The organism is Nocardioides oceani (assembly GCF_030412965.1).
In the GTDB taxonomy this organism is placed as follows: domain Bacteria; phylum Actinomycetota; class Actinomycetes; order Propionibacteriales; family Nocardioidaceae; genus Nocardioides; species Nocardioides oceani.
Genome location: NZ_JAUHJQ010000002.1, coordinates 199,003 through 211,953 on the forward strand (window position 1 = coordinate 199,003; position 12,951 = coordinate 211,953).

Below are 12,951 nucleotides of genomic sequence, written 5' to 3' on the forward strand. Positions count from 1 at the left end.
TGGGCCGGTTCCCCGGTGGGGCCGGCGCACACCCGACCGATCGGTCAGAGTCCGAGGCGGGCCAGCACGCGGTCGGTGGCGCGGCCGTCCTCGAGCGAGGTGTAGCGCTCGCGGAAGGCGGCGTACCGCTCGGCGTGCTCCTTCTCGACGCGGTCGAGGTCGCCGAGGACGTCGAGCAGCTCGTCCTCGGTGCGCACGACCGGGCCGGGGGCCTCGGGCAGCAGGTCGAAGTAGAACCCGCGCACCGCGTCCTGGAACCGCTCGAGGTCGTAGGCGTAGTGCACGATCGGCCGGCCGGTGATGGCGAAGTCGAACATCGTCGAGGAGTAGTCGGTCACCATCGCGTCGGCGGCGCAGTAGAGGTCGCGGACGTCGGGGAGGTACGACACGTCGTGCACACCGGGGGTGTCCGCGATCCGCGAGCGGCCGGTGACCATGTTGTGGGCGCGGACGAGCAGCACGTGGTCGGGCCCCAGCGTCGCGGCGAACCGCTCGACGTCGAGCTGCAGCCGCACCTCGGGTCGCCCCTCCGCGAACGCCTCGTCGTCGCGCCAGGTCGGGGTGTAGAGCACGACCCGTGTGTCCTCGGGGACGCCGAGCCTGGCTCGGACGGCGGCGCCGACCTCGCGCGCCTCGGGGAGGGAGAGCAGGTCGTTGCGCGGGTAGCCGGACTCGAGCACCTCGCCGTCGTACCCGAAGGCCCCGCGCAGCCGCGGGGTGCTGACCGCGTTCGGCGAGAGCAGGAGGTCCCACTTCGCGACGTCGTGGTCGAGGCGGTCCAGCCGCCCCTCGGGCGCCCAGAGCACGTCGCGGTGGATGCGCTTGAGCGGGGTGCCGTGCCAGGTCTGGACGTACGTCGTCCGGTCGGTCTTGGCCCACTTCACCTCGGTGTGGGTGTTGGCGATGAGCAGGTCGGCCGACTCCAGCGCCTCGGTCGCGGCCGGGGAGTCGATGTCGACGGTCGTCACGCCCTCGGGGAACGCCGCGAGGTGCTCGCCGTCGGCCAGCCACACGTGCTCGAGGTCGGTGCGGTCGGCGAGCCGCTCCCAGAGCGCGCGCGGGTTGTCGGAGAAGCGGCCGTGGAAGCTGTTCCAGACGATCCTCACGCGGGCACCTCCTGGGTCGCCGGCCGGCTGGGGGACCCGAGCAGCTCGACCAGGTCGTCCCAGTCCTCGACGACGGCGACCGCACCGGCGTCGAGCAGGGCCGCGCGCCGCTCGGCCCGCTCGGCCTCGGGCACGAAGACCAGGTTGCCGACGGTCGGGATCCCGGCGGCGACGGCGGAGCGGGCACCGGAGACGGCGTCCTCGACGGCCAGGGCCTCGTGCGCGTCGAGGCCGAGTCGCTCGAGGGCGTGGAGGTAGACCGCGGGGTCGGGCTTGCTGGTCGGGGTCGGCAACGAGTCCTGGGCGCTGAACCGCGCGGCGGCGGGCAGCAGGTCATCGAGCTCGGCGGCGGTGAAGCAGGCGGCGAGCCGGCCGAGCGCGCTGGAGCTGACCACGGCCAGCTCCCGGTCGCGGCCGAGGCGCTCGAGCGCCCGCGTCACCAGCGGGTCGGGCCGCAGGGTGGCGGCGAGGTGGCTGGTCACGACCTCCTGCTCGCGGGCGACCCAGCGCTCGAGGTCGTCGTCCTCGAGCCGGGCGCCGAGCTCGGCGGCGAGGTCGAGCGCGAGGCTGCGGAAGTTCCGGCCGAGCGCGGCGGCCTGGAGGTCGGCCGCGGCCCACCGCTGGTCGGAGCCGAGCTCCTCGAGGAGGTCGTTGGTGACGCCGGTGGACGCCGCGAACGCCGGCTCCTCGGAGGCGAACAGGTTGCCGTCGGCGTCGAGCAGGAGCGTCCGGACGGCGCTCAGGTCGGGGGCCTCGTGGTCGGCCCGGTCGAGCTCCGGGTCAGGACGCTGCGGCACGCGCACCCACCTCTCTGTCGGTCACGGACTGCTGCAGCGCCTGGACGAAGCCCGGGCACCCCGCGAGTCGCTCGAACCCGTCGGCGACCGCCAGGAAGGGTCGCACGTCGTGGGCGGCGCGCGACGCCGGGCCCAGCAGCCGGGCCAGGGCCGGGTCGGCGAGCTCCTCGGCCAGCTCCTCGGAGGTGGCGCGCCCCTCCTCGAGGGTGACCGCCGCGCGGCGCAGGTGGTCGACCCAGGACGCGACGACCTCGGTGAGCAGCAGGTGCGGCGCGCCGGCGAGCACGGCCCGCTCGAGCGAGGGCAGCACGTAGTTGCGCATCCGCACCGAGCCGCGGCGGCGCAGCCGGCTCAGCGGGTCGGCGATCGCGGGGTTCCGCAGGCGGTCGAGCACCTCGCCGAGGTACGTCGGCAGGTGCAGGCCCGGCACCGGGTGGAGCAGCGGGCTGACCTCCTCGGCCAGCATCCGCTCGACGAGCGAGCCGGTCGCGGGGTCGGCCATCGCGGCGTCGGTCGTGGCGTTCGGGGTGGAGGCGCCGAGGAAGCCGAGGGCCACGTGGCCGGCGTTCAGCAGGCGCATCTTCGCGGCGACGTACGGCCGGACGTCGGAGACGACGTCGACCCCGGCGTCGGCCAGCGGCGGCGCCTCGCCGACGAAGGCGTCCTCGACGATCCACTGGCTGAACGGCTCGGTGACGACCGGCGCCCGGTCGTGGACGCCGAGCTCCTGGCGCAGCAGGCGGCGGTGCTCCGAGGAGGTCGGCGGGGTGATCCGGTCGGCCATGGAGGACGGGAAGGCCCCGGTGCGCTCGACCCAGCGGGCCAGCGCCGGGTCGAGGGCGGCGGCCGCCTCGACGACGCAGCGGCGGGCGGCCGGGCCGTTGTCGGGGAGGTTGTCGCACGACAGCACGGTGAACGGCGCGAGGCCGGCCCGGTGGCGGATCCGGAGGGCCTGGGCGACCAGCTCGAAGGCGGTGGGCGCCGTGCCCGGGGCGGAGGTCGCCACGGCGTACGCCGGCGCGGTCACCGTGACGGTGACCAGCTGCGTCCGCGGGTCGGCCAGGGCGGCGACCGCGGCGTCGGTCTCGGCGGTCCCGCCGGCCGGGAGGTAGTCGGTGAGCACGCCGACGACCCGCGCCCGCGGAGCGCCGGTGCCGAGCTCGACGACGGTGTAGAGGTGGTCCTGGGCGGCCAGCGCGTCGCGGTGGCTGTTGCTGCGCAGGCCGATGCCGCGCACGCCCCACCCGCGGTGGCCCAGGCCCGCGAGGCGGTCGAGGTAGACCGCCTGGTGGGCGCGGTGGAAGCCGCCGACGCCGAGGTGGACGACGCCGGGCTGCAGCGAGCGGACGTCGTAGGACGGTCGGGCGATGTCCGGCGGCAGGGTCCCGAGCGTGTCGAGACCGAGACGGAGCGCCGTCGTGGGGGCGCCGCCGGGCTGGCGGGCGGGGATGGGTCGGAGCACGCACACCTCCTCGGGGGGTCGGACCTGCACCGGAGGGTGCGGTACGTGCCGGTACCCGCGACACCGTTTCCCAGACGTCCACCCGCCGATCGCCGTGCCGTCACCGTCCGTCCACCTCCTCCGTGGGCTCGTCCGTGGGCTCGTCCGTGGGCGCGGGCCGGACCGCGGTGCGGGTCGGCCGGCGGTCGCGCTAGGGTCCGGGGCAGCCAGTCGTACTCCCTTGTGGAGTCAGGGAATCCGGTGTGAATCCGGAGCTGACGCGCAGCGGTGAGGGGACGGGACGGACACGCCGGCAACGGCAGCCACTGGGGCCCTCGGGTCCTGGGAAGGCGTCCGGTCCCGGTTGATCCGAGTCCGAAGACCTGCTGGCCTCGACGACACCCGTCGTCGGGTCGTGGTGGGTCTCGCGTTCCGGACCCCGACTCCGAGCTAGGTGAGCACCAGGTGTCCCGGTACCGACGAGACCGCTGCCCCGGCGTCCTGCGCCCGTGGCCCGCCGACGACGGCCTGCTGGTGCGGCTGCGGCTGCCCGGCGGGCGGCTGCCCGCGGACGCGCTGGCCGCGCTGGCCGCGGTGGCCGAGCGGTACGGCGACGGGCGGGTGCGCGTCACCGGCCGCGCCAACCTGCAGGTGCGCGCGATGCCGGCCGAGCCGGGCACGGACCACCTGCGCGGCGACGTACTGGCCGCGGTCGAGGCGACCGGCCTGCTGCCCAGCCGCGCGCACGACCTGGCCCGCAACCTGATGGCCTCGCCGCAGTCGGGTCTCGCCGGCGGGCGGGCGGACGTCCGGCCGCTGGTCGCCGCGCTCGACGCCGCGCTGCAGGCCGATCCACGGCTGGCCGACCTGCCCGGCCGCTTCCTCCTCGCCCTCGACGACCGCGGCGACCTCGCCGACCGGCCCGTCGACCTCGGCGTCGTCGCCCTCGACGCCGACCGCGGCCAGCTCCGCGTCGGGGACGCGTGGGGCCCGGTCCTCCCGCTCGCCGACGCTCCCTGCGCGATCGCCGACCTGGCGCGACGCTTCCTCGACGTCCGCGGCGACGGCCCGGACGCCGCGTGGCACGTCCCCGAGCTGGCCCAGCACCTGGCCCAACACCTGGCACAGCCGCTGGTCGAGCCGCACCCGCCCGACCTCGACCTCCCGCCGCCCGCACCCGCGCTGCCGTACGGCGTGGTGCCCGGCGGCGTCCACGAGCCCGTCCCCGACGACGGGCTCGACCGGTCCGCCGTCGAGCGGCTGACCGCCGCCGCCCCCGTCCTCGTCGTCACGCCGTGGCGTGGCGTCCTCGTCCCCAGCCCCACCAGCGAGGAGTCCCGTTGAGCACGCCGACCCGCCCCCGCCGCCACTACGCGTACGTCGACCGCGGCGCCGACATCTACCGCGACTCGTTCGCGACGATCCGCCGCGAGGCCGACCTGTCCGCGGTGCCGCCGAGTGCGGAGCGGCTCGCGGTACGGATGATCCACGGCAGCGGCCAGGTCGACCTGGCCGAGGACCTCGTCGTCGACCCGCGCCTCGTGCCGGCCGCGCGGGCGGCGCTCGAGGCCGGCGCGCCGATCCTGTGCGACGCCACGATGGTGGTCCGCGGGGTCACCCGCAGCCGGCTGCCCGCCGACAACCAGGTGCTGTGCCTGCTCGAGGACCCGCGCGTGCCGGGCCTGGCCGCGGAGTGGGGGACCACCCGCACCGCGGCCGCGGTCTCGCTGTGGGAGCCGCACCTCGAGGGCGCGGTCGTCGCGATCGGCAACGCCCCGACCGCGCTGTTCCACCTGCTCGAGATGCTCGTCGACGGCGCGCCGCGGCCGGCCGCGATCGTCGGCTGCCCGGTGGGCTTCATCGGCGCCGCGGAGTCCAAGCAGGCGCTGGCCGACCTCGCGGCCGACCACGGGATCGACGTCCCGTACGTCACCGTCCGCGGCCGCCGCGGCGGCTCGGCGATGACCTCCTCCGCGCTCAACGCGATCGCACAGGAGGAGGAGTGAGGACCGGTCGCTTCGCCGGCGTCGGCGTCGGGCCGGGCGACCCGGAGCTGATCACCCGCAAGGCCGCGCGGCTCATCGAGACCGCCGACGTGGTGGCGTACCACGCCGCCGCCGGCAAGCAGTCCAACGCCCGCCGCATCGCCGCCGACCTGATCCCCGCGGGCGTGGTCGAGGAGGAGCTGACCTACCCGGTGACGACCGGGACCACCGACCACCCGGGTGGGTACGCCGGGGCGCTCGCGGACTTCTACGAGGCCTCGGCCGCGCGGCTGGCGGCGCACCTGGACGCCGGACGCGACGTGGTGCTGCTGGCCGAGGGGGACCCGCTGTTCTACGGGTCCTACATGTACATGCACGACCGGCTCGCCGCCCGCTACGAGGCCGAGGTGGTGCCGGGCGTGCCGGCGTTCCTGGCCGCGACCGCGACGGTGGCGAGCCCGCTGGTGCGCCAGACCGACGTGCTCACCGTCCTGCCCGGCACGCTGCCCGAGCCCGAGCTCGCCCGGCGCCTCGCCGACACCGACGGTGCGGTGATCATGAAGCTCGGCCGCACCTTCCCCGCCGTCCGCCGCGCGCTCGCCGAGGCCGGCCGCCTCGACCACGCGCTGTACGTCGAGCGCGCGTCGATGCCCGAGGAGCAGTGGCGCCCGGTGACCGAGGTCGACCCCGCGACCGTGCCGTACTTCTCGCTGATCGTCGTCACCGGCGACAGCCGCAACGGCCGCCGCTCCCGGGACCTCGCCGCTCCTGCTCCCGCGGCCGCTCCGGCCCCGACTGCGGGGGTCGCCGAGCTGCTCGTCGTGGGCCTCGGGCCGGGGCCGGAGGGGTGGCTGACGCCCGAGGTGTCCGCCGCGCTGGGGGAGGTCGACCACGTCGTCGGCTACGGGCCGTACGTCGCCCGCGTCCCCCAGCGCGCCGGCCTCACCCGGCACGCGTCGGGCAACACCGTCGAGGTCGACCGGGCCCGGCTGGCGCTCGACCTGGCGCTCGGCGGCGAACGGGTCGCGGTCGTCTCCGGCGGCGACGCGGGGGTGTTCGGGATGGCGGCGGCCGTCTTCGAGGCGGCCGAGGACCCGGCGTACGCCGCTGTTCCGGTGCGCGTGCTGCCCGGCGTCAGCGCCGTGCAGGCCGTCGCGGCGCGGGCGGGCGCGCCGGTGGGCGCGGACTTCGCGGTGGTGAGCCTCTCGGACCGGCTCAAGCCGTGGGAGGTGGTCGAGCGGCGGCTGCGCGCGATCGCCGAGGCCGACCTCGTGCTGGCCGTCTACAACCCCGCCTCGCGGAGCCGGACCGACCAGGTCGCCGTGGCGCGTGCCGTGCTGCTCGAGCACCGTTCGCCGGAGACGGTGGTCGTCGTGGGGCGCGACGTCGGGCGGGCCGAGGAGTCGCTGACCGTCACCACGCTCGGCGAGCTCGACCCCGCGACGATCGACATGAAGTGCCTGCTGATCGTGGGCGCCTCCTCGACGCGGGTGTCGGCGGCGGGCGTGTGGACGCCGAGGTACGTGCGGTGACCGCGCCCGTGCCCGTCCAGTTCGTCGGCGCCGGCCCCGGCGCGGCCGACCTGCTGACGCTGCGGGCGGCCCGGCTCCTGGCCGAGGCCGACCTGGTGCTCTACCCGGGCACGTACCTCGACCCCGACGTCCTCGCCCACTGCGGCCCCGCCGCCCGGCTCGTCGACACCCAGGACCTCGACCTCGACGCGATCACCGCCCACCTCGTCGCCAGCGCGCGGGCGGGGGAGCGGGTCGTCCGGCTCACCTCCGGCGACCCGTCGCTCTACTCCGCGCTGCACGAGCAGACCCGGCGGCTCGACGCGGCCGCGGTGGCGTGGGCGGTCACGCCGGGCGTGCCGGCGTACGCCGCCGCGACCGCGCTCGTGGGCCACGAGCTGACCGTCCCCCACGTCGCCCAGTCGGTGGTGCTGACCCGCACCCGCGCGCGGTCGACGCCGATGGGGGAGGGCGAGTCGCTGACCGACTTCGCCGCCACCGGCGCCACGCTCGTGCTGCACCTGGCGGTCACCCGCACCCGCGAGCTGATGGCCGAGCTCGCGCCGGTCCTCGGCGCGGACTGCCCGGTGGTCGTCGTGCACCGCGCCTCGCAGCCCGAGGAGCTCGTCCTCCGCGGCACCGTCGGCTCGATCGCCGACCGGGTCGAGGAGGCCGGCCTGCGCCAGGCCGCGGTCATCCTCGTCGGCCGCGCGCTCTCGGCCTCCCGCGACGGCGGCGAGTCGTTCCTCTACAGCGCCGAGCGCGAGCGGAGGCGCTGAGGCATGGACCTGTACGACGCCATCAACCGCCGCCGCGACACCCGCGCGGAGTTCACCGGCCCGCCGCCGGCGGCCGCCCTCGGCCGCATCCTCGAGGCGGCCAACCGCGCCCCGAGCGTCGGCATGTCCCAGCCGTGGGTGTTCGTGACCGTCCGCGACCCGGACCGGCTGGCGGCGTTCCGCGACCACGTCGCCTCCGAGCGCGAGGTGTTCGCGGCTTCGCTGGCCGACGACCCGGAGCGCGCGGCGACGTTCTCCCGGATCAAGGTCGAGGGGATCGTCGAGTCCGGCCTCGGGCTGGTCGTCGGCCACGACCCGACCACCGCCGGCCAGCACGTCCTCGGCCGCCACGCCATCGCCGACACCGGGCTGTACTCGGTGTGCCTGGCGATCCAGAACCTCTGGCTCGCCGCCACCGCCGAGGGCCTCGGCGTCGGCTGGGTCAGCTTCTACCGCGAGAAGGTCCTCGCCGACCTCGTCGGCTTCCCCGCGCACGTCCGCCCGGTGGCGTGGCTGTGCGTCGGCGAGGTCGCCGAGCTGCCCGAGGTACCGGACCTGGAGCGGTTCGGCTGGCGCTCCCGCCGCCCGCTCGTCGTGCACGACGAGGCCTACGGCTCGGCGCCCTCTGCCACCCTCAGCGGATCTTGAGGAGATGTTGCGGGGTTCTTGAGCCTTCTCGGCCCGATCCGGGCTAGGTTTGTCATCGAACCGCCGGGGACCCGAGACCCCGGCGGTTCTTCCATTCCCGGCCTCGCGCGTGAGTCGCTCCGCTGCGGGGAAGAGGGCCGGCATGCGCTCGCTCTTCACCGCCGTCCTCGTCGCCATCGGCACCTGCGTCGCCGCGGGCGTGCTCGTCGGCCTGCTCGTCGCCGCGGTCAGCGACCGCACCCTGGCCGAGGGCCTCGCCGACGGCCTGTTCTACGGCGCCTCCGCCGGCGGCGTCCTCGGGGTCTTCGTGGCGCTGCGGCACGAGTTCCGCGGCTAGCCAGGAGGCCGTCGGATCGGTCCGCTGGTGAAGGTCCGGCCGCAACGTCGCACAGCGAACCACCCGTCTATCGCAAGGGAGCGACGGCGCTCGTTCAGCTAGCGCGTTTGGGCGGCACGCATAGGCGGCGGAATGGGCGCACCCGTGACGTCCTGGACGCCGGCGGTCCAGTTCTAGTGCGTCGCGAACAGGCTCTGGAGTTCCGACTCGTCGAGCTCGTGCGCCTTACAAGCATGAAGAGCGACGTCTGCTTTCAACGTGTTCCCTCGCAAGGAGGCTCGGCAGGAGATCCGCCTTCCTTCGGCCTCGGCCCGTCGGACCAGCGGCAGAAAGTTGGCGGTCTGGGTCGGCGACAGGACGCCGACCTGCCGACCGTCGATATCGACGGCCACAACGTCGATGGTAGAGCGGGGTCGCTGTTCAGTCATGGCCCGAAGGGACGCGGCGACCACCGTGTCGCTGCCGTACTGATCGAGCAAGCCAGCCAAGTGCGCCATGTGATCCACTTCCCTGGTGACCTGGACAGTCGACCCGGGCGGGATGCTGATGCAATCAGCGCCGAGAGGGTTCGGGCACTTCAGGTGCTCAGGCAGCGGGAGGGACAGCGTCACGCGCGCCCAGGTGTCGGTGGCTGATGCACGCAACCACTGACGCGACGTCGCCACCAGTTCGCCGCCAGGGAGAGCCCCTATGGCGTCGTGGTACTTCTGAGCGTCGGCACGCTCCATGTACCCCACGTGCAGACCATCGACGAAGACCGCCACGGCCTTGGGATCATGCGGATTGGCTGCATCCGGAACCAGTGTGGCCGGCAGTCGGAGCTCAGCGCCGGAGTCCGACACCTTCGAGTGCCGGGTGAATAGAGCGCGGAGTTCATCAGCTCGATACCACTCACCAGCCACCTCCAGCTGTTGAGTACGCGGGGACCACGCCGCTTCGCCGGCGCCCACCGGCGGATGCGGAACGTGGTCTGCCGTCCGCCCGCTCACTCGACGCAGTTCGGGTGAAGTAGGCGACCGGCCGAAGTCACGCCGGAGGGAACTGTCGATGTCCACCCTGAGCTGAGATTGCTGGCCCAACGAACGCGAAGGGTTCTGAGGGGTGCCTGAACCTCGTCGGTGGCGAGCTACTACCCAAACGAGGAACGCGATGAAGATGACGCCGATCATGATCTCCATGACACCGATCGTGCCTCAATTGCCCCATCAGCGCTTGGTTTCGTATGCGTCGATCGGAGCGCTGAACGACGAGGCGGAAGAACCCGACGTCGGCGAACCCCGTGGCCGGGACTCGAGCGGATCGTTCCCGCGACGGGGGCGAAAAGTGTGCTCGTCGCCAGCCGGGGATTTAACTGGCGCGGAATACACGTCCGGTGCACCAGTTCGCGGCCAACGCTGTGAACAGCGGTCGTACGGTCGGCACCGTGACCGCTCCGCTTTCCGATGGACGAGGCGGGACTATCCGGTTCTCGTCGAGGTTGCCCGTCGATATGACGCTCGAGCCGACATCGACGCCTCAAGCGTCGCGGCCACGCTCAACCTGTCTGAGGACGACGTCATCGACGCCATCACCGCGCTTGGGCACGCGCAGTACCTGGCGTGGGAGCCGCTCCGCATGCTGAGCGGAGACGTGTTCGTGCAGGACCTATGGCTGCTCGAACGAGGTCGTCGCGCAGTCGGACTGTGGCCCCCAGGGGAAACTGCGGACGCCTTGGTCGACGCTCTCCGGCAGGCCGAGGAACGCACCTTGGACCCCGAAGAGAAGCCATGATTCGCCGGGCCGCTGGCGCCACCACCTCAGTCTCCCGCGAGGTCATGTTGACGTGGTTGCTGCTGTAGTCGCACGGCAGTCCGGACCCGGTTAACCATGGTCAGGCTCGAGCTCTCGGTGACCGATCTACAAAGAAGGGGCGTTGTCTAGTTGTGTATAGGGGCCCGGCGAGGGGTGCGTGACGCCGGCACCGGCGGAGTGATGCGCCCGCCAAGTGGTCCGTCCGCAGCAGAACCCGTAGTGGAGAAGTCCTTTCCACACGCATGGTCTGATCTGGACGGGCGGTGCGCTGCACCCATGTTCGGCTTTTCGGCTACTGGGCGAGTTTGTGCAGCACGACCACCATGTTCTGGTCGTTTCCCAACATTTGGTCGCCCGCAGCCTGGTCGTAGTCGAGAACCAGGCCCGGGTTCGGCATCGCGCTGCGCGGCTTCCCCGGCAGCTTGAAGTGGACGCCGTACAGGAGCCCGATGGTGATGGCCATCAACCGGGCCGTGGAACCGTTGTGGTCGGCGAACGGGTGGATGCGAACCCACTCCCCGTGCGCCCAAGCCGCGGTGCGCACGATGTCCGGGTAGAGCGATGGGACGGTCTCCCCAGCCGTGAGTCGCGCATCAAGGCCGTCGAGTCGCACGTTGAGTTCGGCGAAGAACGTAGTCACGCGGCCGCTCACCATGGCTGGGGGTGCGCCCGGAATGCCATTCACGCCGTTGAGGTAGGTGGAGAGCTCGCTTCCAGCAGGCCCTTCGCCGCGAAACCCGCCGGCAATCTCTTTCTCGGCGAGCCATACACCTCGGACCGAGGCGACGTGCCAATCACGAACGCTGACCTCGGTGGGCCTCAAGCCAGCGCAGCCCGAGTTCACCACCTGCACTAACAGTTGGTCGTAATTCGTCTGGATGTTCTTCTTATTCGCCGGCAGGTGCGGGTCCCAAGGGAACGGCTTGCGGGGCCGCCGTCCGCCAGCGCCGCCCCTACGAGCCTTCGGCGGCATCGTCCATCTGCTCGGGAGTATCGAGCAGGCGCTGGTGCGCCTCGTCGAGGCCACTCCCTGCCATGCGCGCAAGGACCTCGTTAGGGTTCAAACCACCTCCGAGCAGGTAGGCGGGCGGTTGCAGGCCGTCGGGCAGAAGCGCATCACGCACAGTGGCCTCGAGCGCGGACAGGCGCTGGTCATCGAGCGGAGTCGAAAGCCAGTTGTCGGCGATAAGCTTGGCGCGAGCGCGCTCGAGGCCAAGTTCTCCGACCAGGAGGCCGACCGCACTATGTAGACGCAAGAGCCGCCCAGACTTTGACGGCCGAATCGGCGCGTCAGGGTTTTTGCGCCAGTGTGCCCGCGTAGAGGGAGAGATGCCGACCAGCGCGACGACCGAATCCAGCGATGTCTGCAGCCACTCGGCCAATGCCTCAGTAGCTGCTGTCGCAGGATGCGTTTTCTCGGCCTGGTTCGGCCCGAACATCGCCTGAACGAGGTCGGCGGCATCGGAGCCATGGATGACAACCCCGTCGTTGCTCGTGACGACCACAACCCGGCCAGAGGTGCGCGTGAACACCGAGTGCAGCAGGCGATCGAAGGACTCGGTTTTGCCTACCGGCCGGACGACAGGCGTCTCGGTCGGGAACTTCGCCTGGATGTCGTCGCGCCAGACGTCATGCCCGGTGACGGTGGTCGGGCGATCAAGAACTTCGGTCATTGCGCGCCTGCCTCTCCATCATCGCCGTACTTCAGATGCGCCAGCATCTCAGCAGAGACGAGCGCCTGGAACAGCGCCACGCCGCTCTCATTGAGCTGTTCGAACCACCCGCTCACAGCGTCGCTAGTCCACAACGTCGCGAGCTCGGCAAACGTGTCGATGTCGAGCAGGAACGCGTCCTGATTCTCGAGCGTCGCAGGGCCTGTACGCACGGCGCTACGCACCTGTGGAGCGACATCCAAGATGAGCTGCTGGTTGTGATTCAGCACTCCTGAGCGAAGCAGCTCGTCAACGTGCGGGGCGACCAATGTCGGCCGGAGCCACCTGCCCCATTCGTTCAACCCGTCCGGGCTTCGAAGCAGGTTCACGAATCGCAGACCAACTCGGGTCACCGAAATAGGCGAGACCGCCACAGTGGCCGCGGAAAGGACCGCCTTCAGGAGCGGGCCGAACTGCGCATCGAAGCTTAGGAACGAGGGCGTCTCCAACGACACCGAGTCCGCCATTAGCGTGACCATCCACGACCTGTCCTCAGGGCTGAACTGAAACCCGCTAGCGCTTACCGTCGCCGACGGCGGAACGCCGGGCCCGAACACGATCTCGTTGGTCTGAACCGGTGTCACCTGGCTGAAGTCGTACCCGGCCTCCACCAGCGAAGCCAGGAAGCGCGCAGTTACCTCGCTGGAGAGCTCACTGCCTGCTTGCGTGGCGAACCGCGCTTGCGCCACAACGAGCGGCAGAGGCGGATGGCGAAGCGGGGTGTGGTCGGCCGGGGGCAGGTTCAGCATGCAGACTCCACGGAGATACTGTAGGCATACTGAAGGCTCGAAGCGAAGTGTTTCGTGCAACAGGACATAACTTGCTGGACATCCCGTCCTGGACG

General features: G+C 72.2%; 14 protein-coding genes and 1 riboswitch. Of the genes, 7 read left to right on the forward strand and 7 right to left on the reverse strand.

The features are described from left to right. Window positions 1-44: 44 nt before the first annotated feature. From QWY28_RS06525 to QWY28_RS06535, 3 genes are read right to left on the reverse strand one after another with little or no spacing between them, the layout of a single operon-like run. Window positions 45-1,106 (reverse strand): CDP-glycerol glycerophosphotransferase family protein, encoded by a 1,062-nt coding sequence (locus QWY28_RS06525; protein ID WP_300951512.1) that lies wholly within the window; start codon window positions 1,104-1,106, stop codon window positions 45-47. Further along, window positions 1,103-1,903, reverse strand: coding sequence for an HAD family hydrolase (locus QWY28_RS06530; protein WP_300951513.1), 801 nt, complete (start codon window positions 1,901-1,903; stop codon window positions 1,103-1,105). The genes QWY28_RS06525 and QWY28_RS06530 overlap by 4 nt, the downstream gene beginning before the upstream one ends. Beyond that, window positions 1,887-3,365, reverse strand: coding sequence for a mannitol dehydrogenase family protein (locus tag QWY28_RS06535; RefSeq protein ID WP_300951514.1), 1,479 nt, complete (start codon window positions 3,363-3,365; stop codon window positions 1,887-1,889). The genes QWY28_RS06530 and QWY28_RS06535 overlap by 17 nt, the downstream gene beginning before the upstream one ends. Window positions 3,366-3,555: 190 nt before the next feature. Then, window positions 3,556-3,749: riboswitch (cobalamin riboswitch) on the forward strand. Window positions 3,750-3,809: 60 nt separating this feature from the next. Between QWY28_RS06535 and QWY28_RS06540 the strand changes: the two genes are divergently transcribed. The 6 genes from QWY28_RS06540 (at window position 3,810) to QWY28_RS06565 (ending at window position 8,604) form a co-directional block, all read left to right on the forward strand. Continuing rightward, the gene (locus QWY28_RS06540) at window positions 3,810-4,688 is read left to right on the forward strand and encodes a ferredoxin-like domain-containing protein (RefSeq protein WP_300951515.1); all 879 of its coding nucleotides are present in this window, start codon (window positions 3,810-3,812) and stop codon (window positions 4,686-4,688) included. Then, window positions 4,685-5,350 carry a precorrin-8X methylmutase gene (locus tag QWY28_RS06545; protein ID WP_300951516.1) on the forward strand — a complete coding sequence of 222 codons (666 nt, stop codon included), beginning with the start codon at window positions 4,685-4,687 and terminating at the stop codon, window positions 5,348-5,350. The genes QWY28_RS06540 and QWY28_RS06545 overlap by 4 nt, the downstream gene beginning before the upstream one ends. Next, entirely contained in the window at window positions 5,347-6,861 is a 1,515-nt protein-coding gene (locus QWY28_RS06550; RefSeq protein ID WP_300951517.1) for a precorrin-2 C(20)-methyltransferase, read from the forward strand. The genes QWY28_RS06545 and QWY28_RS06550 overlap by 4 nt, the downstream gene beginning before the upstream one ends. After that, window positions 6,858-7,619, forward strand: coding sequence for a cobalt-precorrin-4/precorrin-4 C(11)-methyltransferase (locus tag QWY28_RS06555; RefSeq protein WP_300951518.1), 762 nt, complete (start codon window positions 6,858-6,860; stop codon window positions 7,617-7,619). The genes QWY28_RS06550 and QWY28_RS06555 overlap by 4 nt, the downstream gene beginning before the upstream one ends. Before the next feature lie 3 nt (window positions 7,620-7,622). Beyond that, entirely contained in the window at window positions 7,623-8,267 is a 645-nt protein-coding gene (gene bluB / locus QWY28_RS06560; RefSeq protein ID WP_300951519.1) for a 5,6-dimethylbenzimidazole synthase, read from the forward strand. 142 nt (window positions 8,268-8,409) lie between these two features. After that, window positions 8,410-8,604, forward strand: coding sequence for a hypothetical protein (locus QWY28_RS06565; protein WP_300951520.1), 195 nt, complete (start codon window positions 8,410-8,412; stop codon window positions 8,602-8,604). Window positions 8,605-8,777: 173 nt separating this feature from the next. On the opposite strand, the gene QWY28_RS06570 is transcribed toward QWY28_RS06565, so the two are convergent. Next, window positions 8,778-9,782 carry a hypothetical protein gene (locus tag QWY28_RS06570; protein ID WP_300951521.1) on the reverse strand — a complete coding sequence of 335 codons (1,005 nt, stop codon included), beginning with the start codon at window positions 9,780-9,782 and terminating at the stop codon, window positions 8,778-8,780. Here QWY28_RS06570 and QWY28_RS06575 point away from each other — a divergent pair. After that, window positions 9,754-10,374 (forward strand): hypothetical protein, encoded by a 621-nt coding sequence (locus QWY28_RS06575; protein ID WP_300951522.1) that lies wholly within the window; start codon window positions 9,754-9,756, stop codon window positions 10,372-10,374. The genes QWY28_RS06570 and QWY28_RS06575 overlap by 29 nt on opposite strands. 313 nt (window positions 10,375-10,687) lie before the next feature. Here QWY28_RS06575 and QWY28_RS06580 read toward each other — a convergent pair whose 3' ends face one another. From QWY28_RS06580 to QWY28_RS06590, 3 genes are read right to left on the reverse strand one after another with little or no spacing between them, the layout of a single operon-like run. Further along, a complete protein-coding gene (locus tag QWY28_RS06580; protein ID WP_300951523.1) occupies window positions 10,688-11,368 on the reverse strand; it encodes a Fic family protein in 681 nt (226 codons plus the stop codon). Next, entirely contained in the window at window positions 11,349-12,068 is a 720-nt protein-coding gene (locus QWY28_RS06585) for a hypothetical protein (protein WP_300951524.1), read from the reverse strand. Before QWY28_RS06585 ends, QWY28_RS06580 begins: the two co-directional genes overlap by 20 nt. Then, entirely contained in the window at window positions 12,065-12,856 is a 792-nt protein-coding gene (locus tag QWY28_RS06590; RefSeq protein WP_300951525.1) for a TIGR04255 family protein, read from the reverse strand. The genes QWY28_RS06585 and QWY28_RS06590 overlap by 4 nt, the downstream gene beginning before the upstream one ends. Window positions 12,857-12,951 lie beyond the last annotated feature (95 nt).

Coding starts and splice junctions, on each gene's coding strand:
- QWY28_RS06565 (WP_300951520.1), top strand. CDS start 8,410: ATGCGCTCGCTCTTCACCGCCGTCCTCGTCGCCATCGGCACCTGCGTC.
- QWY28_RS06585 (WP_300951524.1), bottom strand. CDS start 12,068: ATGACCGAAGTTCTTGATCGCCCGACCACCGTCACCGGGCATGACGTC.
- bluB (WP_300951519.1), top strand. CDS start 7,623: ATGGACCTGTACGACGCCATCAACCGCCGCCGCGACACCCGCGCGGAG.
- QWY28_RS06590 (WP_300951525.1), bottom strand. CDS start 12,856: ATGCTGAACCTGCCCCCGGCCGACCACACCCCGCTTCGCCATCCGCCT.
- QWY28_RS06580 (WP_300951523.1), bottom strand. CDS start 11,368: ATGCCGCCGAAGGCTCGTAGGGGCGGCGCTGGCGGACGGCGGCCCCGC.
- QWY28_RS06570 (WP_300951521.1), bottom strand. CDS start 9,782: ATGGAGATCATGATCGGCGTCATCTTCATCGCGTTCCTCGTTTGGGTA.
- QWY28_RS06575 (WP_300951522.1), top strand. CDS start 9,754: ATGAAGATGACGCCGATCATGATCTCCATGACACCGATCGTGCCTCAA.